Annotated in this window: 9 protein-coding genes; 7 read left to right on the forward strand and 2 right to left on the reverse strand. The window is 72.0% G+C overall.

What is annotated here, in order from left to right; all coding sequences use genetic code 11:
* Positions 1-45 precede the first annotated feature (45 nt).
* Complete coding sequence (purN, locus tag Q4A22_RS07300) at positions 46-606, forward strand: phosphoribosylglycinamide formyltransferase (protein WP_303178147.1); 561 nt, start codon at positions 46-48, stop codon at positions 604-606.
* A gap of 213 nt (positions 607-819) precedes the next feature.
* The gene (purH, locus tag Q4A22_RS07305) at positions 820-2,430 is read left to right on the forward strand and encodes a bifunctional phosphoribosylaminoimidazolecarboxamide formyltransferase/IMP cyclohydrolase (protein WP_303178148.1); all 1,611 of its coding nucleotides are present in this window, start codon (positions 820-822) and stop codon (positions 2,428-2,430) included.
* Positions 2,431-2,538: 108 nt separating this feature from the next.
* On the opposite strand, the gene Q4A22_RS07310 is transcribed toward purH, so the two are convergent.
* Entirely contained in the window at positions 2,539-3,090 is a 552-nt protein-coding gene (locus tag Q4A22_RS07310) for a gamma carbonic anhydrase family protein (protein ID WP_303178150.1), read from the reverse strand.
* Between the two features lie 51 nt (positions 3,091-3,141).
* Entirely contained in the window at positions 3,142-6,498 is a 3,357-nt protein-coding gene (locus Q4A22_RS07315) for a beta-phosphoglucomutase family hydrolase (protein WP_303178153.1), read from the reverse strand.
* Positions 6,499-6,788: 290 nt separating this feature from the next.
* On the opposite strand from Q4A22_RS07315, the gene glyA reads away from it, so the two are divergent.
* The 5 genes from glyA to trpS all read left to right on the forward strand — a co-directional run bounded on the left by glyA (position 6,789) and on the right by trpS (position 11,665).
* On the forward strand, positions 6,789-8,075 hold the full coding sequence (glyA, locus tag Q4A22_RS07320) for a serine hydroxymethyltransferase (RefSeq protein WP_303178155.1): 1,287 nt from the start codon (positions 6,789-6,791) through the stop codon (positions 8,073-8,075).
* A gap of 2 nt (positions 8,076-8,077) precedes the next feature.
* Positions 8,078-8,968, forward strand: a complete 891-nt coding sequence (locus tag Q4A22_RS07325; RefSeq protein WP_303178157.1) for a bifunctional methylenetetrahydrofolate dehydrogenase/methenyltetrahydrofolate cyclohydrolase — start codon at positions 8,078-8,080, stop codon at positions 8,966-8,968.
* A gap of 144 nt (positions 8,969-9,112) precedes the next feature.
* Positions 9,113-9,640 carry a hypothetical protein gene (locus Q4A22_RS07330; protein WP_303178159.1) on the forward strand — a complete coding sequence of 176 codons (528 nt, stop codon included), beginning with the start codon at positions 9,113-9,115 and terminating at the stop codon, positions 9,638-9,640.
* A gap of 83 nt (positions 9,641-9,723) precedes the next feature.
* Positions 9,724-10,563 carry an exodeoxyribonuclease III gene (locus Q4A22_RS07335; RefSeq protein WP_303178160.1) on the forward strand — a complete coding sequence of 280 codons (840 nt, stop codon included), beginning with the start codon at positions 9,724-9,726 and terminating at the stop codon, positions 10,561-10,563.
* A 73-nt stretch (positions 10,564-10,636) separates the two neighbouring features.
* Positions 10,637-11,665, forward strand: a complete 1,029-nt coding sequence (gene trpS, locus Q4A22_RS07340; protein WP_303178163.1) for a tryptophan--tRNA ligase — start codon at positions 10,637-10,639, stop codon at positions 11,663-11,665.
* Positions 11,666-11,692: the final 27 nt, after the last annotated feature.

The raw sequence follows: 11,692 nt of genomic DNA on the forward strand, positions 1-11,692 counted from the left end.
GGAGCCGGGCCGGGCGCGCTCCACCGGCCCCGGTAGCATGGGCCCATGCGCGTAGTGGTCCTGGTATCCGGTTCCGGCACGAATCTGCAGGCAATGATCGACACCCTGCACCGGGGGGACACTCCCCTGGAGATCGCGGCGGTGGGGGCCGACCGCCCCTGCGAGGGGCTGCGCCGCGCCGAGACGGCGGGCATCGAGACGTTCGTGGTTCCGCCCTCCGACCACCCGGACCGGCCGGGGTGGAACCGCGCCCTGGAGCGCCAGGTGGCCTCCTACCAACCGGACCGCGTGGTCTTCGCGGGCTTCATGCGGATCGTGGACGCGGACTTCGTGGCCGCGTTCCCGGGTCTGATCATCAACACCCACCCCTCCCTTCTGCCGGCCTTCCCCGGTGCCCACGCGGTCCGCGACGCCCTGGCCCATGGGGTGAAGATCACCGGCGCCACCGTGCACGTGGTCGTCCCGGACGTGGACGCGGGCCCCGTGCTGGCCCAGGTGGCGGTGCCCGTGGAGCTGGAGGACACCCAGGAGTCCCTGCACGAGCGGATCAAGACCGCCGAGCGGCAGCTGCTCGTGGACACCCTCGACCACCTCAGCCGGGTCTGAGCCGGGCACGGCCGGGCCCGGGGGAGCGCGGCCGTAGACTGGACCGGGCGCCGGCCGGCGTCCCACGTGCCGCAGCCCCGCCGGGAATCCGCAGCGGGCCGCAGCACGGGGACACCGCACCGGGACGCCGCGGCCGCCCGGGCACCCGGGTCGCCCGGCGGACGTCCCCGCACGGCGCGCACCGCACCGTCCCCGCACCTCCCAGGAGAGTCCGTGAACACTTCCGACCCGAACCGCGTGCCGCTCAAGCGCGCCCTGATCTCCGTGTACGACAAGACCGGCCTGGAGGACCTCGCCCGCGGCCTGCACGAGGCGGGGGTGGCGATCGTCTCCACCGGCTCCACGGCGAAGACCATCCAGGGCGCCGGGGTCCCCGTGACCGAGGTGTCCGAGGTGACCGGCTTCCAGGAGTGCCTGGACGGCCGGGTCAAGACCCTGCACCCGCGCGTCCACGCCGGGATCCTGGCGGACCGCCGCAAGCAGGACCACCTGGACCAGCTGCGCGAGCTGGAGATCGAGCCCTTCGACCTGGTGGTCGTGAACCTCTACCCGTTCCAGGAGACGGTCCGCTCCGGCGCCGGCCGGGACGCCGTGGTGGAGCAGATCGACATCGGTGGCCCGTCCATGGTGCGCGCCGCCGCGAAGAACCACGCGGCCGTCTCGGTCGTGGTGGACCCGGCGGGGTACCCGGACGTCGTCCGCGCCGCGCAGGAGGGCGGCTACGACCTCGCGGCGCGCCAGAAGCTGGCCGCGGCCGCGTTCGCCCACACCGCCGCGTACGACACCGCGGTGGCCACCTGGACCGCCCAGCAGTTCGAGCAGGACCCGGACGCGAACTTCTGGCCGCCCTACGCCGGCCTCGCGTTCCAGCGCGCGGAGTCCCTGCGCTACGGCGAGAACCCCCACCAGAAGGCCGCCCTCTACACGAACGACGCCGCCGCGCCCGGCATCGCCCAGGCCGAGCAGCTGCACGGCAAGGCCATGTCCTACAACAACTACGTGGACGCGGACGCCGCCCTGCGCGCGGCCTTCGACTACGACCAGCCGGCCGTGGCCGTGGTCAAGCACAACAACCCGTGCGGGGTGGCCGTGGCCACCCCCGGCGCCGCCGACCCCATTGCGGACGCCCACCTCAAGGCCCACGCGTGCGACCCGCTCTCCGCCTACGGGGGAGTGGTGGCCGCGAACCGGCAGGTCACTGCCGAGATGGCCCGCAACCTCAAGCCCATCTTCACCGAGGTGGTCGTGGCCCCCGGCTTCGAGTCCGAGGCGCTGGAGATCCTGCAGGCCAAGAAGAACATCCGGCTGCTCGCGCTGCCCGAGGGCTTCGAGCGGGATCCCCTGGAGTACCGGGGCGTCTCCGGCGGCGCCCTGTTCCAGCAGGCCGACCGCCTCGACGCCGAGGGCGACGACCCCGCGAACTGGACGCTCGTCTCCGGCGACGCCGCGGACGAGGCAACCCTCGCGGACCTCGAGTTCGCGTGGCGCTCGCTGCGCGCGGTGAAGTCCAACGCGATCCTCCTGGCGCACGACGGCGCGTCCGTGGGCATCGGGATGGGTCAGGTCAACCGGGTGGACTCCTGCCGGCTGTCCGTGGAGCGCGCCAACACGCTCGCGGAGGACGGCGCCGAGCGCGCGCGCGGTGCCGTGGCGGCGTCGGACGCGTTCTTCCCGTTCGCGGACGGGCTGCAGGTGCTGCTGGACGCGGGCGTGCGCGCCGTGGTCCAGCCCGGCGGCTCGATCCGTGACGAGGAGGTCGTCGAGGCCGCGAAGGCCGCCGGCGTGACCATGTACCTCACGGGCGCGCGGCACTTCTTCCACTGATCGCCTGCCGCGCTCCCGCGCACGACGACGGCCCGGACCCTCGCGGGGGCCCGGGCCGTCCTCGTGCGCGCGGGTCCGTGACGCGGCGGGGCGCCGTTCCGCGGACGCTCAGGAGTTCAGCGAGCGGTGCTCCCGGGAGAGCTCGATGTAGTTCTGGGCGTTGCGGCTGACCGCGTGCCGCTCCTCGACCGAGAGCTCCCGCCGGACTGTGCCCGGCACCCCGGCCACCAGGGATCCGGGAGGCACCACCGTGCCCTCCAGCACCACCGCACCGGCGGCCACCAGGCTGCCGCTGCCCACCACGGCACCGTTGAGCACGGTGGCGTTCATGCCCACCAGGACGTCGTCCTCCAGGACGCACCCGTGGACCACGGCCCCGTGGCCCACGCTGACCCGTTCGCCGATCGCCACGGGGTGCTCCGGATCCGAGTGCACCGTCACGTTGTCCTGCAGGTTGGAGTCAGCCCCCACGCGCAGCGGGGAGCGGTCCCCGCGCAGCACGGCGCCGTAGAAGATCCCCGCGCCGGGTCCCACCGACACGTCCCCCACCACGGTGGCGTTCGGTGCCACGAACGCGGTCTCGGCAATCGCGGGGCGCTGCTGGCCGTAGGGCAGGACGAGGGGGCCGGGGGAGGCGGGCGTGCAGCTCTGCTGTGTCATGGGCCACAGTCTAGTGAGCCGGGCCCGCGGCGGAGCGCGGACCCCGCGGGGTCACTGCTGCCCGGCGTCCGAGATGGAGCGGCGCCGCAGGGCCGCCATGGCCTTCTCCGGGCGGCGGGAGGCGCGGTGGCGCAGGGCCACGGAGATCTTCTGGCCGCCCTTGAGCACGTACTCCGCGTCGTTGACGTGGATGGTGACGGGCGCTGCGTTGACCGAGCTCCCCTCCAGCTCCAGGATGTCGTGGTCCAGGGAGACCTCGATGACCTGGCCGCAGTACAGGACGGTGAAGTCCACGGCGTCCAGCTCGCGCGGCAGCGCGGGCTGGAACTCGAGCCACTGACCGCGCACCCGCAGTCCCGCGTAGGCGCGGGTGACCACGTCCACGGAACCGGCCATGGCACCCAGGTGGATTCCCTCGCCCGTGGTCCCGCCCTGGGTGTCGTCCAGGTCGATCATCAGCGCGTCCTGGAAGGAGCCCCACGAGCGGTCCGGGTCCAGCCACGCGAGCACGGCCGCGTTGACCACGCGGGACAGGGACGAGCCGTTGGAGGAACGGGCGATGTAGTGGTCCACGGTGCGCTGCACGGCGTCCATGTCCACGGTGTAGCCCATGCGCGCGAGCTCCTCGATCACGCCCTCCGGACCCAGCAGGTACACCAGCATGATGGTGTCCGCCTGCTTGGTGAGCTTGTAGTTGTTGGTCATGTCCCCCTCGTTCTCGAGGAGGAGGTCCAGGCGGCCGATGTTGCGGTACTTGCTGCGGTAGAAGTCCCAGTCCAGCTCGGCGAGCTGGTCGTAGCCCTCGAACTGGGCGATCGTGCCGTCCGCGTTGAACGGCACGTACATGTTCTCCGACATGTTGAGCCAGGTCTGGACCTCCTGCGGCGAGATCTCGAACCTCGACTCCAAGTCCTCGCGCTGGTGCTCCACCATGTCGGTGAAGATGTGCGCGGAGTGGCGGAACAGCCAGGACGCCAGGACGTTGGTGTAGGCGTTGTCCTTCAGCCCGCCGCCGTGCTGGCCCGCGGGACCGTCGTGGTACTCGTCAGGACCCATGACGCCGGCGATGTGGAACTTGCCGTCGTGGGAGTCGTACTCGGTGAGGGACGCGAACAGGCGGGTGATGCCCACGATCAGCTCCGTGCCCTGCCCGGAGAGCCAGTCGACGTCCCCGGTGGACTCGTAGTACACCCACGCGTTGTAGGCGATCGCCAGGCCCACGTGGAACTGGCGCCAGGAGTTGTCCGGCAACCAGCGGCGGGAGTGGTGGTTGTAGAGCTCGGGCGGGGTCTCCTCGCGGCCGTCGGAGCCGGACTGCCACGGGAACGCCGCCCCGTACAGGCCCATCTCCTGCGCCCGCTGCTGGGCCATGGCCAGGCGGCGCCAGCGGTAGGACAGCAGGGAGCGGGTCACGTGCGGCTGGCGCATGTTGATGACCGGGAGGATGAACAGCTCGTCCCAGAAGATGTGCCCGCGGTAGCCCTCGCCGTGCAGCCCCCGGGCGGGGACCCCGGCGTCGCGCAGGGACAGGTGCGGGGCCAGGGTCTGCGCGGCGTGGAAGAGGTGAGTGCGCACGGCGAGCTGCGTGCTGCGGTGCTCCGGGGTGTCCTCCGCGGACTCCAGCGTGACCTCGTAGCGGTCCCACAGCCGCGCCCACTCGATCTCGTGGGACGCGAGCAGGTTGCGCACACCGAACGGGGTGCGGTTCAGCTCGGCGAGGGCGCCCTCGCGCGGGGAGCCGATGGCGGCGTCGCGGCTCGTGACCACGGCGGTGGTGCTGTCCACGAGGACCGGCTGCTCCGGGGCGATCTGCACCGTGTGGCGGCGGAACTCGATGCCACCAGGGCGGACCTCGCGGCGCTCGGTCACCGGGGCGTCGGACTCGATCCGCGTGCGCTGGGCCATGGCGATCTCGATCTTGGACTGCGAGGTGCGCACCAGGGACAGCAGCGTCTCGTGCTCGTCCGGCAGGGTGGTGGAGTCCAGCAGGGCGAGGTGGTGGGAGTTGAGCTCGCGGTACTCGGCCACGCCGCTGTTGGTCACCGCGGGGTCCACCCCCGTGCGCACATGCAGGCGTCCGCTGTAGCCGCGGGAGCGCACCCGGGTCTCCTGGGCGCCCACGTGGCGGTGGCGCAGGGAGACCAGGCGGCGCTGCTCGACCTCCAGCTCGCGGGCGGGCTCGTCCGACTGGGGGTCGGCCTCGACGTCGCTCAGCACGAGGGTGCGGGTCAGCAGCCCCCGGCGCAGGTCCAGCTCCACCCGCTCCTCGGAGGGTCGCAGACCCCCCTCGGACCACCAGCGGCCGCCGGAGAAGCGCAGGTCCAGGTGCAGCCAGTTGGGCGCGTTGACCATGGACTCGTGCTCCACGTCCCGCCCGTTGACGTGGCTCAGCACCCGGTTGAAGACACCGGCCAGGTAGGTCCCGGGGTAGTGCACGCTGTTGCCGGGGAACTCGCACGCCGCACCGCGCACGCCCATGTACCCGTTCGCGAGGGTCAGCAGTGCCTCACGGCGGGACTCGGTGGCGGGGTCGAAGCCGTCGAAGACGAGCTTCCACGGGTCGTCGCGGTGCGCGCCGAGGTCCAGCTCGCCGACGTCGTTGAGGACCGTGTGGGCGCCGGCGCGGTAGAGCCGCTCCCGAGCGCCGTCCCGGTTCACGCCCACCACGAGACCGAAGCCGCCCGCGGCCCCGGCCTGCACACCGGCCACGGCGTCCTCCACCACGACGGCGTCCCGCGGCTCCACGCCCAGCAGTCGGGCGCACTCGAGGAAGGTGTCCGGGGCCGGTTTGCCCGGCAGTCCGTGCTCGGCGGCCCAGTTGCCGTCCACGATCCGGTCGAAGGCGTCCTGCAGCCCCGCGGCGGCGAGCACCACGGCGCTGTTGCGGCTCGCGGTCACCAGGCCCACGGGCACGCCGCCCTCACGCAGCCGCTCGATCAGCGCCACGGTGCCGTCGAAGACGCGCACGCCCTGCGTGGCGAGCTCCTCGTGGAAGTAGCCGTCCTTGGCCGCGGCCTGGCCCTGGACCGTCCAGTCACCCGGTTGGGCGCTCTCCGGGTCCTCGGCCTCGGGCAGGGCCGCACCGCGCGCGGCAAGCAGGGCGCGGACGCCGTCCTCGCGGCGTCGCCCGTCCACGTAGGTGCGGTACTCGCTGCCCGGGTCGAAGGGACCGCGCTCCACGGCCACCCCCTCCTCGACGGGTTCGAGGCGCGGGTCCGCGAGCAGCTGGTCGAACAGCCTCTTCCAGGCCCGGGCGTGCACGCCGGCGGTGTCCGTGACCACGCCGTCCATGTCGAAGACGACGGCGCCGTAGCGGGTGCGCAGCACGTCCACGGGCTCCGAGGGCGCGTGCCCGTCCGAGACGTGGGGCATGGCAGTGGTGAACGGGGCGGTGGGAAGAACGTTCACAGCGCGGGATCTCCTAGAGCTGGGGACGAGGACCTGGAACGGGAACGGTGCGGGTGCGCGCTCTCATCGGGGACGACGGTGGCCCAGCGGCGCTTCGGCGGCGCGTCCAGGACGCGCGTGATGTTCGGGCACACACGTTACCCTCATTCGTTCACGGCCCACCACACCGCGGGAAGTGCGCGGGTCCCCGGGCGGCTGGCACGACGGCGGGTCGTGTGACCCAGGGGACACGGCGGCCACGTGCCCGGATATGCTGGAGCGGACCCTGTCGTGGACAAAGAAGGTGGAGCATGTCGGACAACCAGGCGCCAGCCGTGACCAATCAGCCGCTGTCGGAGGTGGACCCGGACGTCGCCCGGGCCATCCAGGACGAACTGGGGCGCCAGCGCTCCACCCTTGAGATGATCGCGTCCGAGAACTTCGCCCCGCGCGCCGTGCTCGAGGCGCAGGGCTCCGTGCTGACCAACAAGTACGCGGAGGGCTACCCCGGGCGGCGCTACTACGGCGGCTGCGAGTACGTGGACGTTGTGGAGAACCTCGCCCGCGACCGTGCCTGCGAACTGTTCGGCGCCGACCACGCGAACGTGCAGCCCCACTCGGGTGCGCAGGCCAACACCGCGGTGATGGCCGCCCTGATGCAGCCCGGTGACACCCTCATGGGCCTCTCCCTGGCCCACGGCGGTCACCTCACCCACGGGATGAAGATCAACGTGTCCGGCAAGCTCTACAACATCGCCGCGTACGAGGTGGACCCGCAGAGCTACCGGATCGACATGGACAAGGTGCGGGAGACCGCGCTGGAGGCCCGCCCCTCCGTGATCGTGGCCGGCTGGTCCGCCTACTCGCGCCAGCTGGACTTCGAGGCGTTCCGCTCCATCGCGGACGAGGTGGGCGCCAAGCTGTGGGTGGACATGGCCCACTTCGCGGGCCTCGTGGCCGCCGGGCTGCACCCCAACCCCGTGCCCCACGCGCACGTGACCACCTCCACGGTGCACAAGACCCTCGCAGGGCCCCGCTCCGGCGTGATCCTGTGCGAGGCGGACCTGAAGAAGAAGATCGACTCCGCCGTGTTCCCGGGCCAGCAGGGCGGGCCCCTCATGCACGCGATCGCGGGCAAGGCCGTGGCGTTCAAGATCGCCGCGTCCGAGGAGTTCCGCGAGCGCCAGCAGCGCACCGTCGAGGGCGCCCAGATCCTGGCCGAGCGGCTGAACTCCCCGGACGTCGCCGAGCACGGGGTGTCCGTGCTCACGGGTGGCACGGACGTGCACCTCACCCTCGTGGACCTGCGCGACTCCGAGCTGGACGGCAAGCAGGCCGAGGACCTGCTGCACCAGGCGGGGATCACGGTGAACCGCAACGCGGTGCCGTGGGACCCGCGTCCGCCCATGGTGACCTCCGGGCTGCGCATCGGGACCCCGGCCCTGGCCACCCGCGGCTTCGGTGCGGAGGAGTTCACGGAGGTCGCGGACGTCATCGCCGAGGCGCTCAAGCCGGGCGCGGACGTCCCGGCCCTGCGCTCCCGTGTGGACGCGCTGACCGAGCAGTTCCCCCTGTACCCCGGCCTCGAGGAGTGGTGAGTATGACGGCACGCACACTTGACGGCAGGGCCACCGCCGCACAGATCAAGTCCGAGCTCACCGAGCGCGTCTCCCGCCTGCGCGAGCAGGGCGTGGTCCCCGGACTGGGGACCGTGCTCGTGGGCGACGACCCCGGGTCCCGCTCCTACGTGGCGGGCAAGCACCGGGACTGCGAGCAGGTGGGCATCGCGTCCATCCGCCGTGAGCTGCCGGAGGACGCCTCCCAGGAGGAGCTCGAGCGCGTCATCGACGAGCTCAACGAGGACCCCCGGTGCACCGGCTACATCGTGCAGCTGCCCCTGCCCGCGCACATGGACACGAACGCCGTCCTGGAGCGGATAGACCCCGCCAAGGACGCGGACGGGCTGCACCCCACCAACCTGGGGCGGCTGGTGCTCAACGTCAACGGGGAGATGACCTCCCCGCTGCCGTGTACGCCCAACGGGATCGTGGAGCTGCTCTCCCGCCACGGCGTGGAGCTGGCGGGACGTCACGTGCTGGTGGTCGGCCGCGGCGTGACCGTGGGGCGCCCCATCGGTCTGCTGCTCACCCGCAGGGAGATCAACGCGACCGTGACCCTTGCCCACACCGGCACCACGAACCTGCCGGAGCTGCTGGGGCAGGCGGACGTGGTGGTGGCGGCCGCGGGCCGTCCCCACATGGTCACCGCGGAGCAGGTCAAGCCCGGGGCCGTGCTGCTGGACGTGGGCGTCTCGCGCGTCCCGGACCCGGAGACGGGCAAGGGGAAGCTCACCGGGGACATCGACCCCGCCGCCGCCGAGCGCGCCTCCTGGATGTCCCCGAACCCCGGGGGCGTGGGGCCCATGACGCGCGCCATGCTGCTGGTCAACGTGGTGGAGTCCTGCGAACGGCAGGCCGCGCACACGGAGTGACTCCCAGCGCACGCGCACGACGCCGCCCGGTCCCCTCCCGTGGGAGAGGACCGGGCGGCTTCGTCGTCCCGGGGCGGTCCGTGCGGTGCGGCCCGGGGTCGGCGTCGATTCGGCGCGCCCGGCGGGGTTTGAGACAATGGGCCCATGCAGCCGATCGGATCCTCGTCCCCCCGTCCCGCCGACGCCACTGAGACCCCCCGTTCGGGTCGCACCGCGCTGTGGGGGACCCTGATCGGGCTGGCCGTGCTGGTGGTCGTGTTCGCGGTGGCGCTGCTGCAGGCCGCGCACGCCAACTCGCTGCTCGGCTGGATCCTCGCGGGGATCGCGCTGGGCTGGCTCATGCTGGCCGTGTGGGCGCTGTCCATGGTGCGCAGGGCCGCGGCCTTCGGGCGTGAGCAGGTGCGCCAGGCGCAGGAGCAGTTCCAGGCGCAGCAGGGTAGGGCGCCAGCGGCCCCCGCGGGTCCCGGCCAGTCCCTGCGGGACGAGAAGCTCGCCCACGGCATGCAGGTGATCCTGGTGCAGTCCTCGGTGGTCAAGGAGCAGCTGTCCTCGCCCGAGCCCGAGCCCGAGCAGATCAGCCGCGCCCTGGAGACCATCGACATGACCGCCGCCAACGGACTGCGCAGCCTCCGGGACTCCGGAACCCCGGTCAGCGGTACCGTGGTGGACTGACAGCGCCAGGGGCCGTGCGGCGTCGTCGGGGAACGACGGAGGCCCACGGCACGGACCGCAGACGAACGAGGAGACACCCGCAGATGACGCAGCCCCGGCAGAGCGTACGCATCGCCACGGTGAACGTGAACGGCATCCGCGCGGCCTACCGCCGCGGCATGGCCGACTGGCTCGCCCCGCGCGGGGTGGACCTGCTGTGCCTGCAGGAGGTGCGCGCGCCGGACAAGATCACCCGTGAGCTGCTGGACGAGGACGTCTGGGACATTCGCCACGCCGAGGCCGCCGCCAAGGGGCGCGCGGGCGTGGCCATCGCCACGCGGCGGGACGCCTTCGAGGGCGCGCTGCTGCCTACCGCCTCCCGCGTGGGCATCGGGGAGGACTACTTCGACCACGCCGGGCGGTGGATCGAGAACGACGTCACCCTGCCGAACGGCGAGACGCTCACGCTGGTCTCCGCCTACGTGCACTCCGGTGAGGTGGACACGCCCAAGCAGGCGGACAAGTACCGCTTCATGGACGCCATGCTCACCCGGCTGCCGCAGCTGGCCTCCGGGAGCGACCACGCCCTGGTGGTGGGAGACCTGAACGTGGGTCACACCGAGCGCGACATCAAGAACTGGAAGGGCAACGTGAAGAACGCGGGTTTCCTCCCCGAGGAGCGCGCCTACTTCGACCGTTTCTTCGGGGACGTGGGGTACGTGGACGTGGCCCGCGCCCTCGCCGGGGACGTTGCCGGGCCCTACACGTGGTGGTCCTACCGCGGCAAGGCGTTCGACACGGACGCCGGGTGGCGCATCGACTACCACATGGCCACCCCCGGCCTCGCGGCGCGTGCCGAGAGCGCCACCGTGGACCGCGCGGGGAGCTACGACACCCGCTTCTCCGACCACGCCCCGCTCGTCGTGGACTACCGCCTGGACTGAGCGCGCGGCCAGACCCCGTACCCGCACCGTGCGGCCCGCACCGGGCCGCCAGCACCGAAAGAAGACTGCCACCGTGAGCGAACAGAGCACCCCCAGGACCTCGACCCCCCGCGTGGTGTCCGGCGTCCAGCCCTCCGCGGACTCCCTGCACCTGGGCAACTACGTGGGAGCCCTGCGCAACTGGGTGGACATGCAGCGGGAGAACGACTGCGTGTTCTTCGTGGCGGACCTGCACTCGATCACCACGGGACAGGATCCCGCGAGCATGCAGGAACGCACCCGCGTGACCGCGGCGCAGTACATCGCCGCCGGGATCGACCCCGAGCGCTCCACCCTGCTCATCCAGTCCCAGGTGCCGGAGCACACGCAGCTCGCATGGGTGCTCAACTGCATCACCGGCTACGGCGAGGCCGCCCGGATGACCCAGTTCAAGGACAAGTCCCTGAAACAGGGCGCGGAGAACACCACGGTGGGCCTGTTCACCTACCCCGTGCTCATGGCTGCGGACATCCTGGTGTACCAGGCCAACCAGGTCCCGGTGGGGGAGGACCAGCGCCAGCACCTGGAGCTGACCCGCACCCTCGCGCAGCGCTTCAACTCCCGCTTCGGGGAGACCTTCGCGGTCCCGGACGCCAAGATCCTGGAGAACTCCGCCAAGGTGTACGACCTGCAGAACCCCACGGCCAAGATGTCCAAGTCCGCTCCCTCGGACGCGGGGCTCGTCCGGCTGCTGGACCCGGCCAAGGTCAACGCCAAGAAGATCAAGTCCGCGGTCACGGACGACGGCACCGAGGTCCGCTTCGACCGCCAGGGCAAGCCCGGGGTCTCCAACCTGCTGACCATCTACTCCTCCCTCACCGGCACCCCGGTGGCCGAGCTGGAAGAGCAGTACGAGGGCAAGATGTACGGCCACCTCAAGGTGGACCTCGCCGAGGTGGTCTCGCAGACGCTGGAACCCATCCAGCAGCGGGCACAGGAGCTCCTGGACGACCCCGCCGAGCTGGACCGCCTGCTCGCCCGGGGCGCGCAGAAGGGCCGGGAGATCGCCGCCGACACCCTCGCGCAGGTCTACGACCGCATGGGCTTCCTGCCCGCACGATGAACCGCTGTGCCGGGCGTCACACCGGTG

This window comes from Kocuria sp. (assembly GCF_030530945.1).
In the GTDB taxonomy this organism is placed as follows: Bacteria; Actinomycetota; Actinomycetes; order Actinomycetales; family Micrococcaceae; genus Kocuria.

Coding starts and splice junctions, on each gene's coding strand:
- Q4A22_RS07330 (WP_303178159.1), top strand. CDS start 9,113: ATGCAGCCGATCGGATCCTCGTCCCCCCGTCCCGCCGACGCCACTGAG.
- glyA (WP_303178155.1), top strand. CDS start 6,789: ATGTCGGACAACCAGGCGCCAGCCGTGACCAATCAGCCGCTGTCGGAG.
- purN (WP_303178147.1), top strand. CDS start 46: ATGCGCGTAGTGGTCCTGGTATCCGGTTCCGGCACGAATCTGCAGGCA.
- Q4A22_RS07335 (WP_303178160.1), top strand. CDS start 9,724: ATGACGCAGCCCCGGCAGAGCGTACGCATCGCCACGGTGAACGTGAAC.
- Q4A22_RS07325 (WP_303178157.1), top strand. CDS start 8,078: ATGACGGCACGCACACTTGACGGCAGGGCCACCGCCGCACAGATCAAG.
- Q4A22_RS07310 (WP_303178150.1), bottom strand. CDS start 3,090: ATGACACAGCAGAGCTGCACGCCCGCCTCCCCCGGCCCCCTCGTCCTG.